The 24,942-nt window shown below is 62.7% G+C and carries 13 protein-coding genes and 2 pseudogenes; 10 read left to right on the top strand and 5 right to left on the bottom strand.

Annotation, left to right across the window (positions count from 1 at the left end; translation table 11 throughout):
- Positions 1–140 precede the first annotated feature (140 nt).
- Entirely contained in the window at positions 141–2,285 is a 2,145-nt protein-coding gene (locus FHU13_RS24110) for a helicase-related protein (RefSeq protein WP_183438365.1), read from the bottom strand.
- 463 nt (positions 2,286–2,748) lie between these two features.
- Here FHU13_RS24110 and FHU13_RS24105 point away from each other — a divergent pair, with 463 nt between their 5' ends.
- From FHU13_RS24105 to FHU13_RS24065, 9 genes are all read left to right on the top strand, one after another.
- Positions 2,749–2,922 (top strand): hypothetical protein, encoded by a 174-nt coding sequence (locus tag FHU13_RS24105; protein ID WP_183438364.1) that lies wholly within the window; start codon positions 2,749–2,751, stop codon positions 2,920–2,922.
- A gap of 314 nt (positions 2,923–3,236) precedes the next feature.
- Positions 3,237–4,040: a GAF domain-containing protein gene (locus FHU13_RS24100; protein WP_246714839.1), complete on the top strand. Its 804-nt coding sequence runs from the start codon at positions 3,237–3,239 to the stop codon at positions 4,038–4,040.
- Positions 4,041–4,190: 150 nt separating this feature from the next.
- On the top strand, positions 4,191–5,888 hold the full coding sequence (locus tag FHU13_RS24095; protein WP_183438363.1) for a PAS domain-containing methyl-accepting chemotaxis protein: 1,698 nt from the start codon (positions 4,191–4,193) through the stop codon (positions 5,886–5,888).
- Positions 5,889–6,706: 818 nt separating this feature from the next.
- A complete protein-coding gene (locus tag FHU13_RS24090) occupies positions 6,707–6,994 on the top strand; it encodes a hypothetical protein (RefSeq protein WP_183438362.1) in 288 nt (95 codons plus the stop codon).
- 94 nt (positions 6,995–7,088) lie between these two features.
- The gene (locus tag FHU13_RS24085) at positions 7,089–7,610 is read left to right on the top strand and encodes a DedA family protein (RefSeq protein WP_183438361.1); all 522 of its coding nucleotides are present in this window, start codon (positions 7,089–7,091) and stop codon (positions 7,608–7,610) included.
- A 32-nt stretch (positions 7,611–7,642) separates the two neighbouring features.
- On the top strand, positions 7,643–7,882 hold the full coding sequence (locus FHU13_RS24080; RefSeq protein ID WP_183438360.1) for a hypothetical protein: 240 nt from the start codon (positions 7,643–7,645) through the stop codon (positions 7,880–7,882).
- Positions 7,883–8,356: 474 nt separating this feature from the next.
- Positions 8,357–10,312 (top strand): AI-2E family transporter, encoded by a 1,956-nt coding sequence (locus tag FHU13_RS24075; protein WP_183438359.1) that lies wholly within the window; start codon positions 8,357–8,359, stop codon positions 10,310–10,312.
- 818 nt (positions 10,313–11,130) lie between these two features.
- On the top strand, positions 11,131–16,944 hold the full coding sequence (locus FHU13_RS24070; RefSeq protein WP_183438358.1) for a HAMP domain-containing protein: 5,814 nt from the start codon (positions 11,131–11,133) through the stop codon (positions 16,942–16,944).
- Positions 16,941–19,028 (top strand): response regulator, encoded by a 2,088-nt coding sequence (locus tag FHU13_RS24065; RefSeq protein WP_183438357.1) that lies wholly within the window; start codon positions 16,941–16,943, stop codon positions 19,026–19,028. The genes FHU13_RS24070 and FHU13_RS24065 overlap by 4 nt, the downstream gene beginning before the upstream one ends.
- A gap of 426 nt (positions 19,029–19,454) precedes the next feature.
- Here FHU13_RS24065 and FHU13_RS24060 read toward each other — a convergent pair whose 3' ends face one another.
- From FHU13_RS24060 to FHU13_RS24050, 3 genes and pseudogenes are all read right to left on the bottom strand, one after another.
- Positions 19,455–20,447, bottom strand: coding sequence for an NAD(P)/FAD-dependent oxidoreductase (locus FHU13_RS24060; protein ID WP_183438356.1), 993 nt, complete (start codon positions 20,445–20,447; stop codon positions 19,455–19,457).
- 337 nt (positions 20,448–20,784) lie between these two features.
- Entirely contained in the window at positions 20,785–21,441 is a 657-nt protein-coding gene (locus FHU13_RS24055) for an SGNH/GDSL hydrolase family protein (protein ID WP_183438355.1), read from the bottom strand.
- 961 nt (positions 21,442–22,402) lie between these two features.
- Positions 22,403–22,675: pseudogene (locus tag FHU13_RS24050) on the bottom strand (integrase core domain-containing protein); the annotation flags it as partial.
- On the opposite strand from FHU13_RS24050, the pseudogene FHU13_RS24045 reads away from it, so the two are divergent.
- A pseudogene (locus FHU13_RS24045) lies at positions 22,673–22,854 on the top strand (integrase core domain-containing protein); the annotation flags it as partial. The pseudogenes FHU13_RS24050 and FHU13_RS24045 sit on opposite strands and share 3 nt — an antisense overlap.
- A 477-nt stretch (positions 22,855–23,331) precedes the next feature.
- Here the strand turns inward: FHU13_RS24045 and FHU13_RS24040 are convergent.
- Complete coding sequence (locus FHU13_RS24040) at positions 23,332–24,471, bottom strand: HPP family protein (protein WP_183438354.1); 1,140 nt, start codon at positions 24,469–24,471, stop codon at positions 23,332–23,334.
- Positions 24,472–24,942 lie beyond the last annotated feature (471 nt).

Raw genomic sequence — 24,942 nt, 5'->3', positions numbered from 1 at the left:
TCCGCGGGCTTCATGCCGTTCCACGCCGATCACACCACGACGGACCGGCAGGCCCCACCCGCCACGCACCCCGGCGACCCGAAAGGGGAGGGGGCGCGTGCCTCAGGGCTGCATCGACCGTGCGGAGCTGCGCGGCACCCTCACCATGCTCCGACGGTGCGCCGCGTTCGACGCTCCGCCTTGCGGGTCGCGGTCTGCCGTAAATGATGCTCGATCGCGTCGTTTGCGCGCGCTCGCATCTGCCGGATCGCCTCGACATCGTCGAACGTCTCGGGGAAGCGCCGTGACAGCCACAGATAGGCGCTGGCGAGTTTCACGGTTCGCTCCTGGTAATCGAGTTCGCCGGCGAGGCTGGCTCTCAGGGCAGGCACCGTCACGCCGGTCGCGCGAACCTGACTCCACCGCTCCAGCATACCCATGGCAATCTCGTCGCGCCGATTGATCGGGCAGACCGAGAAGACGAATTTTTCCTCGATCGGGAGACGCGCCCGGTCGATGGTGCGCGCGATCTCCAGAACCTCTTCCAGAGCCGATGGCTGGAACGGCGAACCGGCATAGAAGGTCGCCCGCGCGAAATGCGTCATCACCTCGTAGAGGCTGGGCGTCCGCATCTCCTCGGCCACCGAGCGGATCGCGGTCAAGTCCGGACGCACGTAGAAGCGCGTATCGGCGGCCGGCGCCGTGGGAGCTCCGGCCAAAGCTGCTCGGATCGGCTCGATGGCGGTTGCCTCGGTTGCTGCCACGTAGCCGACGTCGTGGTGGCCGTAACGCCCGGCCCGGCCAGCGATCTGCCGGATCTCGGAATTGGTGAGCGCGCGCTCCTCGACGCCGTCCCACTTGCACACGGCCGAGAAGACGATCCGCTTCAGCGGCCCCAGATTGAGCCCCATGCCGATGGCATCGGTGGTCACGAGGACATTGGCTTCGCCCGATCGGAAGCGCGCCGCCTCGGCGCGGCGGACCTCCGGCGACAGGGCGCCGTAGATCGTCGCGACCCGGTGTCCGCGAGCGACCAGGATCTCACGATTCTCGTGCACGGCGCGGCGAGAGAAGGCGACGACGGCATCGCCCGGCTCGACCTTCTCCAGCGGAACGGGCTCGTCCAGAAGCACGAGCGGCGACTTGCGCTCGAAGGTGAGCACCTCCAGCGACTCGTTCGCCGCCTCGGCGGCGCGGCGCACATAGGACAGAGCATCGTCCGATCCGCAGACGATAACGGTCTTGGCGGGGACACCGAACAAGGCATTCGTCCAGGCCCAGCCGCGATCCGGGTCCGAGAGCATCTGGATCTCGTCGATGACCGCGACGTCGATCGGCCGAGTCAGGTCGGCCGTCTCGATCGTTCGGGCGGTGTGCGTCGGATCGGTCTCTCCCAGCACTTCCTCACCGGTGACCATTCCGGCGCGCAGGCCGCGCTCGCGCAGACCCTCGTAGTTTTCCAGTGCCAGGAGACGCAGCGGAGCGAGATAAGCACCGGTGGGCGCTGCGCTCAGCGCCTGCAGGGCCGCATAGGTCTTGCCGGAATTGGTCAGCCCCATGTGGAACAGGATGCGGCGGTTCAGCCGGCGCGCCGCGGCGAATTTCTCAATATAGGCGCCGAACCCGACTTGATCCCGAAGGCGCCGCAGGCGCGAGCCCTCGCGCGCTACTGCCTTGGCCCGCTGACGAACCGGTGTCAGCGCGTCCGTGAGGGAGCGAGCGAGCCTAGGATTGAGGCTGAACGGGCGGGAGCGCAGCGAGCGGTCCATATGCTCGAGATAGGCGGCCGCGTCGGCGCCCACCTCGCGCAGATCGGCGAGGATCTGACCTCTGAGTCGGTCGACCGGTTTGCGCAGGTCGCGGCTCGTCCGCACCGTCATCTCCGCCACGGCGGCGCGCAGCTCATCCAGACGGTGCGTGGGATCGTTCCGGGACGCCATTCCGCTGAGGATTTCGGCGCTGATCGGGTCCGGCGCCGCGTCGATGCGCAGGTCCATGCGACCGGCCTCAAGCAGCGGGATGCTGATGCGGGCGCTCCAGCGAATGCCATGGTCCTTGGCCACCGCGGCCCTGAGGACGGGGACCGTGCGCTTGAGGGCCGGGATGCCGGTCTCCGCGAAAGCCCGCGCCGCCCGCATCTCTCGCAGAGCGCGCGCCACGCGCTCGTCCTCGACCTCCGCTCCGAATTCCGGCAGTTCGAGGTGGGTGCGCAGAGCCTCAAGATCGACGGCGTTCGGCGCGAGGCCGAGCCGTCCGACCACCTCGATCAGGCTTTCGACGGTGGGGCGGTGACGCTTCCGGGCCATCGGCTCACTTTCAACAACGGCGTCAGTTTCAGGCCGGATCTTCGCCCAGGCCTAATCAAACTCGATGACTGTGGCATGGGTTCATGAGGCGGCCGAGGAGCGTGCTTCTTTGACGAAGCAATCTCCACGACGAGAGGTGCAGTTCCGGCTCCCGCCCCCATGCGTGTCGAGACCCGAAACCCATTGATGGCCGATGATGCCGCGCGCCATCGACCGGCGGGGAGCCTCAAAGACCGTCCGCGTTCCGGTGTCGCCGTCCGTTCCCGAGGGTCCGAGGTCGTATTCGCACACGAGTGAACTGCGTTGGACCGCGGTGATGTCCATGATGGTATTCTCCGACGTGGAAAAGACACATCACCGCGTGCGAGAAAACGGGGGCCGTTCCACAAGACGATAGAAGCCGCGCCGAGAGCACCGATCGCTGCTACGGTTTCCGACCGCTGGTTCCGCAGGAGCAGCGCCCATGAATGCTGAGCTGGTCAAAAGCCGTGACGATGCTTTGGTGCTGCTCGACGCTGAACTGATCACATTTCGCGACTTCATAGTGCTGTCTGATCACAAAGACTGGAAGCCGTGGAGATCGCACTCCGGAGGCGCGGTGAGCCGATCGGGCCCTGTAGTGACCTCTGGGGCATGATGAATCAAAGGTCCGCCCCCCGCTGGTAGTGCCAGCTCGAGGCACGGATCGGCAGTCACCCTCGGCAAAGGGAGTTGACTCTGATTTGCGTGGAGAGGTCTATTTCCTACGAAGGGGAGGCGGAGTGCGGCGCTCCGCAACGCTGCCATGCAGTCCTGTCGTCACACGGTCCGGGTTCTCAATCTAGAAAGGCCGCACCACTGGTTGGCGAAGGGACATCGTTTCCGCGCCTAATTGTATCCATTCTCCGTTCTGCGCTGCGGCTTTGACGCAGATCCGCGCATCAATACGGACCGGCTTCGCAAACGATGACCATGGCAGCACTTACGTCGCCTTTGCCGCCCAGGCAGAACGAGAGCCGGCGGCTTGCCGCGTTGCATCGCCTGCAGCTGCTCGACACGCCACCTGATCCGGCCTTCGACCGGATCGCTCAGCTGGCTCAGACGATCTTCGGCGTCCCGATCGCGATCATTTCACTGCTCGATGAGGAGCGGCAATGGTTCAAGGCTAAGTGTGGCTTGGAGGTCCCGGGGACACCGCGAGAGCAGGCGTTTTGTAACTACACGATCTTACACGATAGCGTGTTCATCGTTCCCGATGCACGCGCCCATGCTGATTTTTCCACGAATCCTCTTGTGACCGGCGAGCCGTTTATCCGCTTTTATGCCGGTGCGCCTCTGACAGTCGCGCCAGAAACAAGAGTCGGCTCACTTTGTATTATCGACAGACAGCCTCGTGCCTTCAGCCAAGAAGATGCGCAGATGTTGGCTCGCATGGCGCGCGTTGTTGTGGACGAAATCTGGTTGCGAAGCCTCGCGTCCGGTCAAGATCGAAGCTGCTTGGATCCTGCTGAAGTCAAGCGCACCTCTGCGGAGTCAGTTATCATTACTGGTGTGCAGGTTCGCGCTGCCCGAGCACTGCTGAACTGGTCAATTGACGAGCTCGCCCTGCAAGCAGGTCTGTCGCCAAATACGATCAAGCGTGTCGAGGCGGATGACGGCAGACGACCGAGCAGCCACCAGACGATAACAAAGATCAAGATGACCTTAGAAGCGCGAAGGGTTGTGTTTTTGGGACATGACTCGGCCGCTCCGGGTGTGCAACTTATAAGATATTAGTTTTATGCGGAGGTGAATTGCGGGATTAATAACTCTTTAGGGCCTGATTGCCCATCTTGGGCAACGGCAGACCGCCTGGCGGCAGTGCGGCGCCCCCGTCCTCCAAAAGGGCGTGGTCCAACCGAAAAATGCCGCTTCTAGGGTGGATGCATGTCGCTGTTCTTTCGCGGCGATCATGCCGTGCTGCACGCTGTAGGTCGTGCTCATGGCGTGGTGGAGCTGACGCCGGCCGGCGTGGTGTTGAGCGCCAACGACCCCTATCTTAGATTACTCGGCTATACGCTCGACGAGGTTCGTGGCCGCTCACTCGACGCTCTTTTGGATCCACAAGAGGCGAGGAGCGATGAACAGCAGGAACTCTGGGCGGCCGTTATTAGGGGTGAATGCCGTACGGCCTGCTCGCGGCACCTCACCAAACAGGGCGTCGAGCTCTGGTTGCAGGTGAGCTACTGCCCCGTGCTCGGCCGTGCCGGTCGGACGACTAAAATCAGCCAGTTCTCGATGGATGTCACCGTACAGCAGCAGCGGAGCGCCGATCAGGCGGCGGTTCTCCAAGCCATCAGCTGCTCGCGGGCCACGATCGAGTTCGCGTTGGACGGCACCATCCTCACGGCCAACCCCAACTTCCTCAACACCGTCGGCTACAGCTTGGAAGAGATCCAAGGCCGGCACCACAGCCTGTTTGTCGCTCCAGCAGAGCGTGAAAGCCAAGCCTACCGCGACTTCTGGGCAGCGTTGACGCGTGGTGAGTTCCAGCGCGCCGAGTACAAGCGCTTCGGCAAGGGCGGACGGGAGGTGTGGCTGCAGGCCATCTACAATCCGGTTCGCAACAGCCAAGGCAAGCCCTACAAGGTCGTGAAGTTCGCGACTGACATCACTCAGGACAAGCTGCACCGGGCTGACGTGGCAGGGCAGATCGCGGCCATTAACCGGTCGCAGGGCGTCATCCACTTCGACATGGACGGCACGATCCTCGACGCCAACGAGAACTTCTTAGGCGTCGTTGGCTACCGACTGGACGAGGTCCGTGGCCAGCACCATCGGACCTTTGTCGAGCCGTCTCACGCTCAGTCAGCGGATTACCTGCAGCTATGGGAGGCGCTTCGGCGCGGTGAGTATCAAGCGGGCGTGTTCAAACGCGTCGGCAAGGGTGGGCGACCCGTCTGGATCCAAGCGAGCTATAATCCGATCTTCGATGCGGATGGTAAGCCGTTCAAGGTCGTGAAGTACGCCACTGACATCACTGCCAAAACGGCGGCTCAGCACGCTGCGACCGGTGCCTCAGGCCAGACACTGATGAACGTGCAGACCGTCGCCTCCGCGGCGGAGGAACTCAGTGCTTCGATTGGCGAGATTGCCCAGAGCTTGGCTCGCTCGCGCTCCGAGGTGGATGCAATCCACGATCAGACCGTCGTGGCGGATCGCTCAACAGCGAAGCTAAAGGAGGCCGCCGCATCAATGAACGGTGTCGTCCAACTCATCCAAGGTGTTGGTCAGCAGATCAATCTTCTGGCCCTCAATGCGACGATTGAGGCGGCGCGGGCAGGGGAAGCCGGGCGCGGTTTTGCCGTGGTTGCCGGTGAAGTGAAGAATTTGTCGAACCAGGTGACGCAGGCGACGAGCCGGATCGCGCAGGATATCACTGGGATGCAGGAGATAGCGGAAGAGGTAGCTGGGGCCCTGTTGTCGATCGTGCAGGCGATCGGGTCGGTTCGAGGGACGGTGACCGGAGTGGCATCTGCGGTCGAGGAGCAAAGCGCCGTCACTCAGGAGATTTCGTCCAGCATGCAGACGGCTGCCCAGGGTGTCGGCGAGATCAACACCAGCCTGCAAGCCCTTACGGGCTGAGAGAGTTCGTCAATTGGTCCATTAGTGACACGCCAAGACAGGAGGCCACCCAGGCTGGAGAACGGCTTCTTCCGAGGTCGTCGATGGGCTCGGACTCGCTCACCTCGCGGCGGACGTTAACATATGTCTCTTCTAATAGGCCGAATACCTTCATCATCACAAGAACGGGCTTCGACAACACGCCGATGGAGCCGAGGTTCAGGGCCTAGAACGACGTCTTCGTACCATGGCCCGCATCAGTAGGCAGCGGGGTCCGAGAGGTCGAGAACTCAGTTGTGGCTCCCGACATTTGACGCGTCCTTCGAACACCAGTCGTTCCCGCCAGAGTCGGCTTTAACGGCCGAACGGTGCGGATCTCCTGGCCCTCTTTCGAAAAGATGGGAGGCGTTCCCTGGTGGCGTTGTTGGACGGCCGGATGGCGCCGGTATTGACGAGCCAGTTTGTGGCCCCGGTTGTCCTCGATCACGTTGTCTGGTCAGGAGGTCCACCAGGCAAGCTTCGGGCCCATCCTTCCGCCAGCTGATGCTGGTAGGCCTCGCCTGCATCAGTGTGTTCTGACGCGTCAAGTCGATCCGAGTTCACGCTCGAAGGGAAGGCCGGGATTCGACATCGTGCTGTCGGCGCTCAGAGTTCTCGGCAACACTCACGGTCATCGGGAGCCCGCCCCAGGGTCCACGCCAGCCCAGCGGGCATTTCGAAGGCGCCTAGGCCGAACGGAGCGGTGACGTCCTGCCTTCGCGAGGTTTGGTCGGGCTCGAGCAGCAGGAACGCTCCTGCGGCGGACGGTGTTCTTCTAGCCATCAACTAGGAGCACCAGCATGCGACTTGTCGGACACGCCTCGGCCCTCGCCATTGTCACACTCATGAGTGTGGGCGCCGCCGAGGCAAAGGGCTGCATCAAGGGCGCGATCATCGGTGGCCTGGCCGGTCACTACCTGGCCGAACGTGGGGTGGTTGGTGCCGTGGCGGGCTGCCTCGGCGGCCGCTACCTAGCCAACCGCCAAGCCCGACGTGAGCGCGAGATCGACTATGGCTCCCGCGTGCAGCCGCGCGGCACCGGGTACGGCGCGCCCCAAGCTTACCCGCGACGCTCCTACAGCTACTGAAGGATCGTGGGCGACCACCAAAGTACGCCCCCTCAGCGCGGCGGTCGATTGAGGCCGCCTCGCGCATCCTGACACCTCACGACAGCGCGGCTTCATGGACCTCGACGCAATCCGGCAGTGGGCGCTCGCCTTCATTGGGGACCACAAAGCCTGGATGCCGCTGATCGCGGGCCTGCTCGCCTTCTGCGAGTCTGTGGCCTTCCTCTCCTTTCTGGTGCCCGCAACCGTGATCCTACTCGCGCTTGGGCCCATGATCGCGGCAGCCGACGTGTCATTCTGGCCGGTGGTGCTCTGCGCGGCCATTGGCGCCGCGCTCGGCGATTGGCTGTCCTACGAGTTCGGCCACTACTTCAAGGACGATGCCAAGCGGATGTGGCCGATGCGGCGCTACCCCGCGGCGGTGGCGCGCGCAGAGGCGTTCTGCCGGCGCTGGGGCGCAGGCGCCGTGGCGCTCGGGCGCTTCTTCGGGCCGGTCCGGGCCGTCATCCCGCTGGTGGCGGGCGTCTTCGGCGTGCGCCGCCTGCCATTCCAGGCCGCGAACGTCGCTTCCGCCCTGGTCTGGGCGTTCATCCTCATCGCGCCGGGCGCCGGATTGATGACGTGGTGGCGCGGTTGAAGGTAGCCGTGAGTGCGGCGCCGCCTCCGCCCATGCGGCGCACCCAGATGCTCGTTAGGCTGGGACGCGCCCATCCGAAGCGTATCGGTCGATCGCTTGCAGCTGATCCCGCGAAAGGCGCGACAGAAACTCGTCCCGGGACCGGCCTGGTGGAAGCGCACGGGCAGGAACAGGACGAGCGCGCGCTGCCGGTCGGGAGTGAAGGTCGGCAGGCCAGGAATGTCGGCGAGAGCCGTGCCGCCGACGAGGACAATAGCGAGATGAACCTCTAATTGGCGCGGCCAACACCAGAACGACGCAGTCGGCCAGAAGGCCCCGCAGGGTCTCGAAGATTTCCACGCGAGCGCCTCCTCGGGCGATAATCAAGTCTGCTTTGCCAAGTTCAACCCTCTACCGTGCTTGATGTTTGTGCGAGCCAGCGGCGTGTATCGTTGCGGCCATAGGGCGACCGGCCGGCTTCGAGTGTGGGACAGCTCATTTATCTCAGTCAGACCAAGGAAACTTCCGTGCTTAGTCTGGCATTTCCCGGACATGTTCTTTTTCTTCTCCAATCGGCTTGGCTGCTTGGGCTCGGTCGTAATCTCCGTCGTGTTGACGTTGGTGGTGCTCGCGTTGATGCGCGTGTTCTAACGGCATGCAAGCGAGAACTTTCCCCTGCCGGCAGGGACCGGGGGCGAAACGCTTCCGGGCGGAGTTGAATGGGAATGTGACGCGAGCGTTGGCGCGGCGTCGAGGAGTTACGCAGAATGCTGATGGACGAAGCCGCCGCTTCACGCCCGCCTGCTCAGGTGCCGCCGCCCCTGGTGCCCGGCCTGCGTGGCCTCCTCACGCTTGCCGTCGGCGTCGTGCTCGTGACCGCCCTCTACTTTGGGCGGGAGGTGTTCATTCCGCTTGTGCTGGCGGTGCTCCTCAGCTTCGTCCTGGCTCCGGTGGTCAATCTGCTGCGCCGGATCAGGCTCGGTCGTGTGCCATCGGTCATCGTCGCTGTGCTACTCGCTCTCGCCGTCATCGGCAGCGTCGGGGTCGTCATCGGCACACAAGTCGCGGGGCTTGCCGGCAACCTGCCGCAGTACCAAGCCACCGTGCAGAAAAAATTCGCCGGGCTGCAGGAAGGCTGGCTTGGCGACGCCAGCCGGATCTTCCAGCGGCTCAGCCACCAAGTCCATAGCGCCACTCAGAAGGCGGATGCTGCCGGCACCGCGGTCGCGACGGATCGTGCCACCGACATGCCGAAGGCCCAACTCGTCAAGGTTCAGGAGCCCGATCCGTCGCCGTTCACCCTAGCCGAGAAGGTGCTCGGTCCCATCGTCGAGCCACTGACCACGGTCGGCATCGTGCTCGTCGTGGTGGTGTTTCTGTTGCTCCAGCGTGAGGACTTGCGCAACCGCATGATTCGCCTGTTCGGATCAGGTGACCTGCACCGTACGACCGTGGCCATGGACGATGCTGCCGGCCGGCTCGGCACCTACTTCCTGGTTCAACTCGGCATGAACGCAACCTTCGGCGTCATCATCGGCCTCGGTCTCTGGTTCATCGGCGTACCAAACCCGCTCCTGTGGGGCGTATTCTCCGCGCTCATGCGCTTCGTGCCCTACATCGGCGCCTTCATCTCGGCCTTGTTCCCCCTTGCCCTGGCCGCGGCAGTCGACCCAGGCTGGTCTATGGTCATCGCGACGGCCATCTTGTTCCTGGTGGCCGAGCCTCTGTTCGGGCACGTCATTGAACCCCTTCTCTATGGGCACTCGACCGGCCTCTCTCCTTTCGCGGTTATCGTCTCGACCCTGTTTTGGGGGTTCCTATGGGGACCTATTGGCCTGATCCTGGCCACGCCTTTCACGGTCTGCCTTGTGGTGCTCGGCCGCCATGTCGACAGCCTAGAGTTTCTCGACATCATACTGGGTGACCGGCCGCCGTTGACGCCTGTGGAGAACTTCTATCAGCGCATGTTGGCCGGAGATCCGGATGAAGCGCGCGACCTCGGCGAGGCCATACTGAAAGAGCGCTCGCTTTCTTCCTACTATGACGAGGTCGCTCTGAAAGGGCTTCAACTCGCCGCAAACGATTATGCCCGCGGGGTCGTGACGCCGGCCCAGCTGGAGAACATCCGCGCTTCGGCGCGATCGCTCGTCGACGACTTCGAAGACCGGCCCGACGTCGAGCCTGAGGGCGAGGACAAGGCGGTCAACCCAAACGCGACACCGTCGCTTGCAGAACGGACGCACTTCAAGACCGACGCCGTTCCAGGGCAGGCGCCGCCCCGAGAAGCGCTTCCCGTCACGTGGCAAGCCGGCGAACCAGTGCTGTGCGTGGCCGGACGTGGTCCTCTCGATGAGGCCTCCTCGGCAATGCTGGCGCAATTGCTGCGTAAGCATGGGCTTGGAGCCAGGGTCATCCCGCACGGCGAGGTCTCGCGAGGTCGGATACGTGACCTGGACGTGACGGGGGTGGCGATGATCTGCATCTCCTACCTCGACATCACCGGCAACCCGGCCCACCTGCGCTACCTCCTCGAACGTCTCCGGAAGAAGGCTCCGCAGGTGAAATTGCTGGTCGGCCTTTGGCCTGAAGGCGAGAAGGTGCTGACCGATGCCGCCCTCGGTCGGCAAGTCGGGGCCGACGTTTACGTGTCCTCGCTCCGGCAGGCTGTCGAGGCGTGCCTCGCAGCGGCGGAGGCACCTGAAGACGTTGATCGCGCAGCGTGAGCTTCAATGTGGCCGGGCATCCCCTCGGCTGGAATACCCTTCGTCATCACTGCGCGGCCGGGTAAACCTTCGGCCACGATACGCAGGACGCGATCCCAGAAATCCAATGCCAGGAACCTGCCGATTGACTGAGATCGAGGTGACGGAGACCGCGCTCATCACCGACCCGAGCCGAGCGCACCTCATGCTGCGGCAGCGGAACGGGCTTGGTGTGCGCATCGCCGTGGATGGACGTCAAACGTGATCAAGCAGGTTCTCGCCAAGCTTGGCAATGCGCGCATTGAAGTCCGCTCCTCCCTCCACAGCGGACCACGCGCCTCCTGCCAGCGACCGCCGGACCCTGACGCACAGTCATGTAAAGGGCGTACAAAGTTCTGACCCAAGGCAGATCCTGGGAATGTCCGCTTCCGGATGGGCGAACTACGGACATAAAGAGCCGGTTTTGGCGGAAAGCCAGTGGTCTGCTTCGAGCCGTTGAAACGGTGAAGCAGACCAAACGGGACCATTCGGGCCCGTCGTCACGGTGCAATCATGGAAGTGGATGTCTGCGGCATGCGCCTGACGACCTGGGCGTGCATCGAGTAACCTCGGCCTGCGCGACAGCAACGCTCATTGCTGCGACGAGCGGCCCTATTTTTGGCCGAACGGCCACGTCTCGGAAAAAGCAATGTGTCAAGCCGCTTTGCCGACCGAAGGATTGTGCAGCCATTCGCGCTGGGCCCTATTGCCGTTCTTCCTCGTCGGTGGTTTCTCACTGCCGCCGACGATCCAAAGAATGCTTCGCTGGGCCGTATCAGCTACCCTAAAGGTGTGCCCGAATGACGCCGACTACGTTGCAGTTGGAGCCTAAGCTCCTCCTGAAGAGCCTTCGTGCGTTTCGGAAGGGTGATTTCTCAACCCGGCTGCCGCTGGATCTGACGGGCATCGATGGTGAGATCGCGCAAGCGTTCAACGATATCGTCGAGCTCAACCAGGGGTTGGCTCGTGAACTCGATAGGGTCGCTCGCGCGGTGGGCAAGGACGGGCGCATCGGGGAGCGCGGCAAGCTGCCGACGGCGTCCGGGGGGTGGAATGACTGCGTCGAGTCGGTCAACGCGATGATCGGCGATCTCGTGCAGCCGACCACCGAGGTGGCACGAGTCATCGGGGCCGTCGCCAAAGGCGACCTCGGCCAGACCATGCAGATCGAGATCGAAGGTCGCCCATTGCGAGGCGAGTTCCTGCGGATCGGCAAAGTCGTCAACACGATGGTGGACCAGCTCAACTCCTTCGCCTCGGAAGTGACCCGCGTCGCCCGCGAGGTTGGCTCCGAGGGCAAGCTCGGCGGCCAAGCGCAGGTAAAAGGCGTTGGTGGAACCTGGAAGGACCTGACCGACAACGTGAACCTAATGGCGGCGAACCTCACCGGGCAGGTGCGCAACATCGCCGAGGTCACAACCGCGGTGGCCAACGGCGATCTGTCCAAGAAGATCACCGTCGATGTGAAAGGCGAGATCCTCGATTTGAAATCGACCATCAACACGATGGTGGACCAGCTCAATTCCTTTGCCTCGGAAGTCACCCGCGTCGCCAAAGAGGTGGGATCCGAAGGTAAACTCGGTGGGCAGGCTCAGGTGAAGGGCGTGGGCGGTGTCTGGAAGGATCTGACGGACAACGTCAACATGATGGCCGAGAACCTCACCGGTCAGGTGCGCAACATCGCCGAGGTCACAACGGCGGTTGCACGTGGCGACCTGTCCAAGAAGATCACCGTTGACGTTAGGGGCGAAATTCTAGCCTTGAAGCTGACCATCAACACGATGGTGGATCAGCTGAACTCCTTCGCCTCCGAGGTGACCCGCGTCGCCCGCGAGGTCGGCACGGAGGGTAAACTCGGCGGCCAAGCGCAAGTCGAGGGTGTGGGCGGGACTTGGAAGGATCTGACGGACAACGTCAACATGATGGCGGCGAACCTCACAGGTCAGGTGCGCAACATCGCCGACGTGACGACCGCGGTGGCCAACGGCGACCTGTCCAAGAAGATCACCGTCGACGTGCGCGGTGAGATCTTGGAGCTCAAGAACACCATCAACACGATGGTGGATCAGCTGAATTCCTTCGCCTCTGAAGTGACCCGCGTCGCGCGCGAAGTCGGCTCGGAAGGTAAGCTCGGAGGGCAGGCCCAAGTTCGTGGTGTCGCTGGCACCTGGGCTGACCTCACCGATAATGTGAATCTTATGGCGGCAAACCTCACAGGTCAGGTGCGCAACATCGCCGACGTGACCACCGCGGTGGCCAATGGCGACCTGTCCAAGAAAATCACCGTCGATGTGCGCGGCGAGATCTTGGAGCTCAAGAACACCATCAACACGATGGTGGATCAGCTGAACTCCTTCGCCTCCGAGGTCACTCGCGTCGCGAAGGAAGTCGGCTCGGAAGGCAAGCTCGGAGGGCAGGCCCGCGTCGAAGGCGTGGCAGGCACTTGGGCCGACCTTACCGATAATGTGAATCTTATGGCGGCGAACCTCACGGGTCAGGTGCGCAACATCGCCGACGTGACCACCGCCGTGGCCAACGGCGACCTGTCCAAGAAGATCACCGTCGATGTGAAGGGAGAGATCCTGGAGCTCAAGTCGACCATCAACACGATGGTGGATCAGCTGAACTCCTTCGCCTCCGAGGTGACCCGCGTCGCCCGCGAGGTCGGCACGGAGGGTAAACTCGGAGGCCAGGCCCAGGTCAAGGGCGTTGGCGGCGTATGGAAGGGACTGACCGACAACGTGAACATGATGGCGGCGAACCTCACCGGTCAAGTGCGCAACATCGCCGAGGTCACAACCGCGGTGGCCAACGGCGACCTGTCCAAGAAGATCACAGTCGCCGTCGAAGGTGAGATCCTGGAGCTCAAGTCGACCATCAACACGATGGTGGATCAGCTGAACTCCTTCGCCTCCGAGGTGGTCCGCGTGGCGCGCGAAGTGGGCATCGAGGGAAAGCTCGGCGGTCAGGCTCAGGTGCGCGGTGTTGGGGGAACCTGGAAGGACCTCACCGACAACGTGAATATGATGGCGGCGAACCTCACGGGTCAGGTGCGCAACATCGCCGACGTGACCACCGCCGTGGCCAACGGCGACCTGTCCAAGAAGATCACCGTCGATGTGAAGGGAGAGATCCTGGAGCTCAAGTCGACCATCAACACGATGGTGGATCAGCTGAACTCCTTCGCCTCCGAGGTGACCCGCGTCGCCCGTGAGGTCGGCTCCGAAGGCAAGCTCGGCGGCCAAGCACAAGTGCGCGGCGTCGGCGGGACATGGAAGGACCTGACCGACAACGTGAATATGATGGCGGCGAACCTCACCGGTCAGGTCCGCGGCATCGCGGATGTCGTCACGGCGGTGGCGCAGGGCGACCTCAAGCGGAAGCTCTCGGTTGACGCCAAGGGGGAAATCGCCGCCCTCGCCGACACCGTCAACGAGATGATCGAGACGCTCGCCACCTTTGCCGACCAAGTGACCAACGTGGCGCGCGAGGTGGGTGTCGAAGGCAAGCTCGGCGGCCAGGCTCGGGTGCCGGGAGCAGCGGGTCTATGGCGCGATCTGACAGATAACGTGAACCAGCTCGCCGCGAACCTGACGACCCAGGTGCGCGCCATCGCCGAGGTGGCGACCGCCGTGACGAAGGGTGACCTCGCCCGCTCGATCTCGGTTGAGGCCTCCGGTGAGGTGGCCTCGCTGAAGGACAACATCAACGAGATGATCCGCAACTTGCGGGACACGACACTCAAGAATGCCGAGCAGGATTGGCTGAAGACGAACCTAGCCAAGTTCACCCGCATGCTCCAGGGCGAGCGCGACCTCGCCACCGTCTCAAACCTGATCCTGTCCGAGATTGCATCGCTCGTGAACGCTCAGCGCGGCGTGTTCTACATGGTGGAGGACGAGGGCGGAGAGCCGGTTCTGGATCTGATGGCAAGCTACGCCTTCACGGAGCGCAAGAACCTATCGAACCGGTATCGCCTGCGTCAGGGCCTTGTGGGCCAGTGCGCCTTCGAGAAGAAGCGCATCCTCCTCACCAACGTACCCGGCGACTACATCACCATCGGGTCCGCGCTCGGCGAGGCGTCTCCTCTCAACATCATCGTGCTGCCCGTCCTCTTCGAGCAGGAAGTCCGGGCGGTCATAGAGCTGGCGTCGTTCAATCGCTTCAGCGAGACCCATCAGTCGTTCCTCGACCAACTCACCGAATCCATCGGGATCGTGCTGAACACGATCGCCGCCAACATGAGGACGGAAGGCCTCCTGAAGCAGTCGCAGCTCCTGACCGGCGAGTTGCAGAGCCGGCAAGAGGAGCTGAAGAAGACCAACGATCGCCTGGAGCTGCAGGCCGCCTCACTGCAGCAGTCCGAGGATCTCCTGAAGAACCAGCGTGAGCGGCTTCAGCAGACCAACGAAGAGCTGGAGGAGAAGGCGCGGCTGCTCGAGATCCAGAAACGTGAGGTGGAGGGCAAGAACCGCGAGGTATCGATTGCCAAGACGGCGCTGGAGGAGAAGGCCGAACAGCTGAGCCTGACTTCGCGCTATAAGTCACAATTCCTGGCTAATATGAGCCACGAATTGCGGACACCGCTCAACAGCCTGCTGATTCTCTCAAAGCTACTCTCCGAGAATCGCGATGGGAACCTCACAGACAAGCAGCGAGAGTTCGCCAAGACGATCAACGCGGCCGGAACCGACCTTCTGTCGCTGATCAACGACATCCTCGATCTCTCCAAGATCGAGTCGGGTACGGTGTCGCTTGAGATCGGCGACGTCGCGCTGCAGGACATAAGCGAGAACCTCAACAGAACTTTCCGGCAGCTCGCCGAGGAGCGCCACCTCGCATTCGTGATCGATATCGAGCCGAGCCTGCCGCGGTCGCTGCGGACGGATTCGAAGCGCCTGCAGCAGGTCCTGCGCAACCTTCTCTCCAACGCCTTCAAGTTCACCGAAAAGGGAAGCGTCTCGCTCCGGATCGGCTCGGCCGAGGGGTCGCCTCTGCGTGCTGGGAGCCAGTGGATCGCCATGTCGGTCACCGATACTGGGATTGGCATCGCCGAGGACAAGCAGCGGATCATTTTCGAGGCGTTTCAGCAGGCTGACGGAACCACGAGTCGCAAGTACGGTGGCACTGGCCTCGGCCTCGCGATCAGCCGCGAGATCGCGCGCCTTTTGGGCGGTGAAATCGTGGTCGAGAGCCGCCTCGGTTCGGGCAGCACCTTCACCCTGTTCCTCCCCTTCGAGCCGCCCGTGCAGGTGGTCACGGGGCGCGCCACGGAGATATCCGACGGGCACGGAACTTCGGCGCAGATCGGCCGCCAGCCTAACGCGGCGATGGCGCTCTCGGCCTCCGCGGACGACCGGCATGCCATTCACCCAGGCGATCATATCGTGCTCATCGTGGAGGACGACGCGATGTTCGCCTCGGTGCTGCTGGAGCTTGCGCGCGAGCGTGGATTCAAGGGGCTGATCGCGCAGGACGGTGCCGGGGCGCTGAGCCTCGCCCACCGCTTCAAGCCGCACGCCATCACCCTCGACATCGGCCTGCCCGACATGGACGGCTGGGCCCTGCTCGACCTTCTGAAGAACGATCCCCGCACCCGGCACATTCCGATCCACGTTATCTCGGTCAACGACGAGAAGAAGCGCGGATTGCGAGCGGGCGCATTCGGCTTTCTGGAGAAACCGGTGGAGCGCGAGGGCCTGCTGCGGGCCCTGGAGCGCTCGAAGGACTTCATCACACGACCCGTGCGCAATCTCCTGCTCGTCGAGGACGATGAGAACCAGCGTGCCAGCATCACAGCGCTCCTGAGCGAGGAGGACGTCAAGATCTTCGGGGTCGGCACGGCTTCCGCCGCGTTGGAGGCCCTGACAGGCGGCCGGTTCGACTGCGCGATCATCGATCTCGGCCTGCCCGATATCGGCGGTTCCGAGCTGATTGAGCAGATCCGCGCGTCGCAGGAAGGGGAGGAGCTGCCGATCATCGTCTATACGGGCCGGGAGCTCACGGCCGCCGAGGAGCAGCATCTCAGGCAGACCGCCTCGACGATCATCCTCAAGGACACCCGCTCGTCCGAGCGGCTTCTCGATGAGACCGCGCTGTTCCTGCACCGGGCCATCAATCGCGTTCCGGTCGAGGAGCAGATCCTCGTCGAGCGGAAGGACGTGGCGTCTCTTCAGGGCTGTCGGGTCATCTTGGTCGATGACGACCTTCGTAACATCTTCTCGCTCACCAGCGCACTCGAGCAGCACGGGCTGGACGTTCTGTTCGCCGAGAACGGGCAGGACGGAATTGCGCTTCTCAAAACCAACCCGAACGTTGACGCGATGTTGGTCGACATCATGATGCCGGGGATGGACGGTTATGAGACGATGCGCGCGATCCGGGCCCAGTCTGCCTTCCGAAGCCTACCGCTCATCGCGGTTACTGCGAAAGCCATGAAAGGTGACCGCGAGAAGTGCCTTGAGGCGGGCGCGTCCGATTATGTCTCGAAGCCGATCGACATGGACCAACTCCTGGCCGTGCTGCGTGTACAGTTGGCGCGGCGTGGCGAGGTCGCAAACGGCGCCGCGCCGATGCGCGGGGACGTGAGGGACCTAGAGCAGCAACCACAATGACCGACCAGCTCGATTTCCATCTGACTGGTACGGGCATGTCCCCTGGACAGCGGAGCGCGCTCACTGAACCGGAGCCGGTTAGGGCGAAGATCCTGATTGTGGATGACGATCAGCGCAATCTGCTCGCGGCCTCCGAAGTTCTGGCCGATCCGGCGATCGATCTCGTCCTGGCGAACTCACCGGAGGAAGCCCTGCGTCGGGCACTTCGGGAGGATTTCGCCCTGATCCTGCTCGACGTGCAGATGCCGCGCATGGACGGCTACGAAGTCGCTGCCCTGATCCGCAGCCGCTCGCGCACGTCCTGTGTCCCGATCCTGTTCCTCACGGCGCACAACAAGGAGGACATGCACATCTTCCGCGGATACTCCGCGGGGGCAGTCGACTATGTATTTAAGCCTATCCAGCCGCTTGTATTGAAATCTAAGGTTGATGTATTCGTCGACCTGTACCGTAAAGCCGAAGAAATCAAGCGCAAGGCGGCGGCCGAGAAGCAGCTGCTCTTGGAGAACCTGCGCGTGCGTGGCGAGAAACTCGTCGCCGAACAGGCTTTGCGCAGGCGTGAGGAGCATCAGGCCGCTGTACTCCGCGGCCTCCCCATCGCGCTCTACACCTCAGCGCTCGGCGGGGAGGATAGAAGGCTTCACTTCACGAATGACAGCATCAAGCGTATCACCGGCTTCTCGCGCGAGGCCTTCGCGGCCTCTAACCTCTGGGGGGCCCAACTCGAACCGGATGATCGGGACCGCATTTCCGCGGATCTGCGCACGGTCTCGGAAACTGGCGCAGTGGCTCTAGAATATCGCTGGCGCAATGCAGACGGCACGGAACGACACATCCTCGATCAAATCGTGGTCAATCGTGATGAGAACGGCTCGCCGATCGAACTCTTCGGGATGTGGTTCGATGTGACAGAACGCAAGGAGCTTGAACTCAGCTTGCAGCATGCCTCGAAGCTTGAGGCGGTTGGCCGTCTCACCGGCGGTATCGCACACGACTTCAACAACATGCTGAGCATCGTGATCGGCAATCTTGACTTGGTGAAGGGGTCGTTGAAGGGCGACGAGAAAGCGCTCCGCCGCGTCGAGAGTGCCATCGAGGGGGCGCATCGGTGCGCCGAACTTACCAGCCGGCTGCTGGCCTTCTCCCGGCGCTCTCCTCTCCAGCCGAGAGCGCTGGACTTCACGAGCTTCATACCTGGTCTGATCAAGCTCCTAGAGCGCACCCTCGGGGAGCGGATCACGATCTCCACAAACTTGGAGGAGGGGCTGCCGGAGGTTTGTGTTGATCACGCTCAATTCGAGGCTGCCCTCATCAACCTCGCTGTGAATGCGCGGGACGCTATGCCAGATGGGGGGGCGTTGGACATTCGCATCAAGTGTCGTGAGGCCGCTGCGCAGGAGGGCCTCGAGGAGGTGCGCTCCGTTGAGATTGCGGTTGCCGACTCGGGCATGGGGATGTCGCCCGCCGTCCTCGCCCGCGTATTCGAACCCTTCTTCACGACCAAAGAGGTCGGTAAAGGCACCGGACTTGGTCTGAGCATGGTCTACGGCTTCGTACAGCAGAGCGGTGGAACCATCGCCGTTGAGAGTAGTCCAGACCAAGGCACCCGGTTCGTCATCACGTTGCCCGTGCTTGCGAGTCGGAGTGCCACCTCCGAGGAAATCGATCCGGTGGCCGCCACCGGATCGCTGAATCCGATGGATGGTGCAGGTAGAGCCGTGCTCGTCGTCGAGGACGACGCTGATGTTCGCTCTACCGTTATCTCGACCCTTGAAGCGCTTGCGTTCAAGGTTTTCAGTGCGCAGGACGTCAACGAGGCCCTGCGCCTCCTGCAAATAGAGTCGAACATCGCTCTCGTCTTCAGCGACGTAAACATGCCCGGCGCGATGAACGGCATCGACCTCGGACACATCATCCGTCAGCGATGGCCAGACATGCCAATCCTGCTGGCGTCTGGCTACCTTCGGGAAGATCAGGACGCAAACGGCTTCTCGCTCCTGCAGAAACCATACCGCGCGACCGAGTTGGTTGAATCACTACGGGGGCTGCTCCGTGATGCTCGCGGGGCAATGACTCTGGAATAACGGTTGGAAGGTTGGAGAGCGGACGAAGCCCGCTTGCAGGCGAAGCTGCGAAAATTCGGGCCAAAAACCGCAATTCTTCGACGACATTGTCTGCTTCGGAGGGGGCATCACGGCAGTTGCATGGCCGAAATGAAGTGGCCGGGCGTGCCCATGTAAGCGACTAAACTCGTTTCTAATCGGCCTCGTTCGTGGTGCTGTGCCTGGAAGGCGGTAGGTACGGCGCTATAGCAGCGTCCTGCACGCTGGTCTGAGGCTCTATGAAATCGAAGTCCCAAGCCATCACACCGGCGATGCGCCGCTGTTCGGCTGAGGGGTTTTGCATCGCGGGCTCGATCGTGCTTGCCTTGCTGCACGAGGAGGCGTTGCGCGGGACAGGCCCCGTGTCAGCTTCAGTGCTGATAGGTGATCCGGACGGGCCGTCCCGCTTCAGCCACCATTGGGCACCTTCTCCGCACCGTCTGCCTCCTCCTCGGTGGGAAGCTCGCAGCGATTGTGGATGTCCGTGGCTGCTACCGCTCCATGACCCATCGCCACCACGACTTGGTCGAGGCCGCGCACGACCCCACCGGCGGCGTAGAGACCGGGCACGGTCGTGCGGTTGTGCTCGTCGACGATGAGCGCGCCCGTTCCATCGTGCTCGGCATTCAAAGCGAGCGCGAGCTCGGAGCGAATCTTAAGCCCGAGAGCGGAGTAGAGCACCTGGAACCGGTGTTCCTCGCCGTTTGCCGTGCGCAGAAGCGTGATCCTGCCGTCCTCAATGTCGAGCCCGTGGATCGGCTCATGGACAACCTTGATGCCGTGCGTCTCTACAAGCTTCCGCTGGTCCGCGTTGAGGTTGACGCCTCGGCCGAGCGTGAGCAGTGTCACGTCCGGTGAATAGGTGCGGGCCACGAAGGCCGCCTCGCCTAGGCCTCTGTCGCCATGGCCGATAACAGCGATGCGCTTGCCCCTTGCCTCGTAGCCGTCGCAGATCGGGCAGTAGCGGACGAGTCCGCGCCGGATGGCGTCGGGCAGGTCGGGGAAGCCCGGCTCCTCGTCATCCGCCCCCGTCGCGAGCAGTACCCGGCGCGCCTGAACCTTGCGTAAGACGCCCGCTCCCGCATCCTCCTTGAAGCGTGCTGCGAAGCCTCCCTCAGCTTTGCTCAGCACGGTGATGGTGCCGCGAATCACTTGCCCGCCATACCGCGCCAGGTGCTCCCGTTGACGGTCGAGAATCTCCCGTCCGGCGATGCCGTCGGCGAAGAACGGGATGTTGTGGCTTGTCGGTATCCAAGACGCACGAGAATCCCCTGCGTCGACGACCATGAAGCGGCGACCGAAACGGGCGAGGTAGAGAGCCGCGGTCAGGCCGGCTGGACCGCCTCCGACGATGAGGCAGTCGAGGTGCACCCCCTGACTGCCGGACCGCTGCTCAGTCATCGCTCCCCCTCATTCTGGCACGCACGTCCTGTAGAGTCGCGGGCCGCCGGCGTCTGATGCGATCGCCTCGCCAATGTAGAACTTCCAAGGCTTGGCGCGTTTCCTCTCCACACCGGGAGAGCAGTTACGGCTTCGATTTTTTCCACAAGCTCCACGCCATCGGGGATCTCACGCGTTCCTTGGGCAGCAACGTCCGATGAAGTCCATTATCCCGCCGAACTGATCCATCGGTTCGTTTCGACAAGTGTGAACTCCGCACGAGGCAAGGCGGCGCCACCGTTTCCGGACAACGGCGGAAGGATCCGGATCAGGTGAGACACCATCGTCCAAGTCCTGTTCAAGGCGCAGCCTCTGGCTCTACTACCCCCGCCACCACATGGCCGCGCCACGCAGCCGGATCCCGGCTCATCAGGGCGGCGATCGCCTCGGCGATTTTCTGGCCGCCGCGGGCGGACGGCTCAATGGGATTGGCAAAGTCGGCCTCCTCGTTGCAGAGCACGCGCAAATCGATCAGAGGCAACCCGCGTGCGAAGGCCTCGCGAGTGATGATGTCGTTGAGCACGCTGAGTGCCGTGGCGGTCAGCCGCCTGCGCTCGAGATCGGGGTAGCGTGGATCGTAGATCGTGCAGATCGCAGTGGGCATACGCCGCGCTTGAACCGCATCCAGCATGCCACGGTACTCAGCCCAGAAGTGCTCCCGCACTTCAGCAAGGAGGCCAAGTGCTTCAGTTACCGAGCGTGCTGCCTGCTCGAAGACTCTCGATGCCCTCAGCGCATCATTGCCGCCGACGCTGATCACGAGGTGCGTTGCCTCGCGGGGAAGTCGCTGCAGTTGAGGCACGACATCTCTCGTGACGTGGCCGTCGACAGCGACGAGGGTTGCCTGCCATCCTGCAGGCAGCAAGCCTCTGAGCTGCTGGATCACGTCCGGGCGCCCACGCACGTAGGCGCCGTTATCGAAGATGGAATCGCCGACTAACGCGACATGTGACATGGCGAGATCCTGTTCGGTGGCAGCCCGGTCGCTTCGATTGGCACGGCTGGCGCACCCCACCCCGCGACCCCTTCCATCGCCGAGCCTAGAAGGAGCGTAACGAGCGCCAGCGCGGCGATCCCGCTGCTGCGCGCCGTTTAAAGGCCGTGGGCCCGCGACGGCCAGAAGACGGTTGCAGCGCTCCGGCGGTTCTACGCGCGCTCGTAATCGCTGCGAGCACGACAGGATCGGCGCTCTGATCCTTTGCCTGCTTTTCCAAATCGAGGATCCGCTGATGCCGGACGCATGGAGTAACTCCTTGGCAGTCGATGCTCGTAGATTTCGAAAGCGGAGCAACTCCTCCCTTGTTACGATCCCGGCAGATGCCACCCCAGCAGTCGCGATGCTATGCCGTAATGCCGTGCCTGCCGAAGGCACCGGTGAGCGACCTCCAGATCTTTCGCCGAGTCGCTTCCAAGCGGCCTTTCGCGTGCCGCCGCTTTGCGTGCAGAACTTGCCAGACGTAGACAGATTAGTGCATCTCTCCGTCTTATGAGGGCAGGGTCTTCATCCTTTCGCAGAAATTTGTCACTCTGCATCAAGATCAACTGCACCGCCCTTCTGTTTCGCCTAAAACCATCCAGCATATGAGAGGGGCAGTAAGGAACGCCCGAAGTGCCATTTGCAACACCGATAACCTCTTCCATTGGTTCATATATGACGAAGGGCGGTTTTATTCAGGTCGGCGCAGTAAATATCGTCGCTCGACTGTTGTGTTGGCCAAGTCTCTATTAAATTCTTGATCCGATGCTGTACCATGAAATGCCTGAGAAAAGAGAGTGTCTGCGAGGTAGGTGCTGTGCTTGGAACTGCTCAGCGCATGGCGCAGTTTCGGTACGATTCCATACGGAGCGCCAACTAGTTGGCTCCCACGAGGTGGACCGGTGTCGAGATTCGTGCAGGGTTGGCCGCAGCTCCGCGGTTAGCTTGGCCGGGTGAGTGCAGTCGGCCAGGTGGCCAAGGCCGCCACCCACACCTCTGGGGCGGGCGCACTTTCGCTGAGCGCGCCATGTGGGCGCATGCTGTTGTAGTGCCGTCTCCCATTCTCGATGATGATCTGTGCCTCCCTCAACGCGTCGAACACCTCGCCGTTCAAGAATTCATCCCGCAGGAGCATGTTGGAGCTCTCAACGTAGCCGTGCTCGTACGGTGCGGTCGGAGCGATGTAGGCTGATTTTGCGCCGACTGCTCTAACGGGCGCGTTCGCGACGAGTGCCTGAACGAGCCTCTGTTCCGGAGCCTGCCAGCGGCTCGGACTGTCATTGAGGCGTTACGGACGACAACACCTGTCGCCCTCACACGAGCCTCTGTGGGCTCACAGCGAGCACATTTGCAACCCGGTCCCGACAGGACCAGAACGGGTTCCTGTTATGAACGGGGTCAAACAGGGGGCAAGGTCACGCACAGAGTGCTCCGCCGTTCGCGTGATCACCTCGGAAAAGCAGCGAGGGGACAGGAGCTCGTGCACCGTATCGGCGGCTGCGGGTCAGGAGTCCGCGCTTGGCTTGTGACTTATCGCTACTTCAAGCTTCGATGCGCAATCGGAAGCGCCCGAACTTCTGTCCCGTACAGGAAGCAGGACTACTCTGCTTTAGGCTTAAAAAGGCGATGGACCTGCCAGGTCAACATCATGCTCGATATCATCAAGGCTGCATGCAGCAGGTGAAGGAAAAGCGCCCCGTCTTGCATCGGCTCGATCCTGCGGACCTGGCGTTGCCAGGAAAGCAGAAGCTCTGGCAACAACCGGGCCAACGCCTGCGGCCGCCTTGAAAACACCTCACGCGCAGGGTGGTCGCGATCCCGCGGGCTAGGTTTTCGAGCCAACCGGTATGATCGAACAGTAGCGTTTGCTTAAGCCGGTATCGGCTGAGAGGGTGCGAACGCCTTCGCCGACAGCAGGCGGGTCAGGGTCGCGAGCAGGTCGGTCTGCGTGATGATCCCGAGAACGCGCCGATCGCCATCCACGACCACGACTGCATGGGTGCGGCCGTCTGTCAGCGATGAAGCCAGAGCAACCACCGGCTCATCCGGCTTGGCGGTCTGAGCCTCGGACATCACCTGTGCGATGCCCACCTCACCTTGCAGCATCAACTCACGCAAACCGAGCGTGCCCGCAAGTCGACCGGTTTCGTCGACAACGGGAAGCGTCCGGATGTTGTGCGTAATCAGAAGCTTCCGTGCCCCTTCCGCGCTTCCGTCCAGACCGATGGTGACGACATCGCGAGACATTGCCTCTCCGCAGGTGAGGTTGCCCTGTGTACGTACAAGTGCGTGGAGTTCGACCTGCCGCAGGAGCCGGTCGAGATCAGCGCGGTCGATGTCCAGTGTCTCGTGGAGAGCGACCAAGGCCGCGTCGACATCCTCAGGCTTGAAGCCGACCCGCAGCGGCGCGGGCAGGTCCGCGGTTCCATGCGTGTTGACCGGCGCTGGAATCGGAACGTGCGGGTAGTTGCGACGCGAGATTTTGTGGAAGGCGACACCAAGCGACACCAGGATGACCGAGTTCACGCAGACCGGGAACAGCGGGAACATAAAGCCGGCGGACGTGACGGCTGGGCCTCCGATGAGTGCCGTCAGGGCGGCTGCCCCGCCGGGCGGGTGGAGAGAGCGAGTGAGCGACATAGCGGCGATGGCAAGCGAGACGCCCACACCGATAGCCATCACAGGATCCGGAATGAAATGAGCGGCGAGCACGCCCATGAAGGCAGAGATCGTGTTGCCGCCAATAATGGGCCAGGGCTGGGCCAGGGGGCTCGCCGGTACGGCGAACAGCAATACCGCAGAGGCGCCCATCGGCGCGACGATGAGCGGGATGTCGGGTCCTTGACCGAAGAACCACCCGCAGATCAGGCCGGTAAGCGTAATCCCGGCAAGGGCCCCGAGGCAGGCTACCAGGCGCTCTCTGAGGGTCGCCCCGGCCAGGATCGGCCTGAACAGCCGAAAACCGGATGACTTGCCAGTTTTTTGTTCCGAACCAACGGTAGTGGACATCCGCGCGCGTCCCTCGCTCGTCTGAACCGGGGTCGGAGGCGCCCGCTTAACAGGCAGAAGATCCGCTCGCCGGCGCATGAGACTGGTATACCGTATACCGGTTTACGGGTCTCAGCCAAAATTGCAACGCACTGAGGCAGACTGCCTATATGCGGAGCAGCCCAGCTTCGTGCGCCGGGCGGGAGGAGCATGCAAGCTATCCTCGCTGCCGTGCTCTCACGATCGCAGCAGCGCTCGAAACGTGCGTTTTGGTATGATGCTCTCAACCAAGCAGCACATGATCGTTTGGGAGCGGTTCACCACGACCATCGGAGTGACGACGTTCCTGACGGAAGCCGGGCGCATGCTCGAAAAGGGTGGGCTCGTGGCCGCGGCCTTGCTCCTCCTCTCACTGCTAGTCTACGACATCGTGCAACGTCACAGACCGTCTAGGATTATCCAAGAAACCTGCATATAGATAAGTATGAACTC

Origin of the sequence: Methylobacterium sp. R2-1 (assembly GCF_014191355.1) — a bacterium.
Lineage (GTDB): Bacteria > Pseudomonadota > Alphaproteobacteria > Rhizobiales > Beijerinckiaceae > Methylobacterium.
Note: the sequence above shows the minus strand (reverse complement) of the source record. Positions and strands in the feature narration are given on the sequence as shown.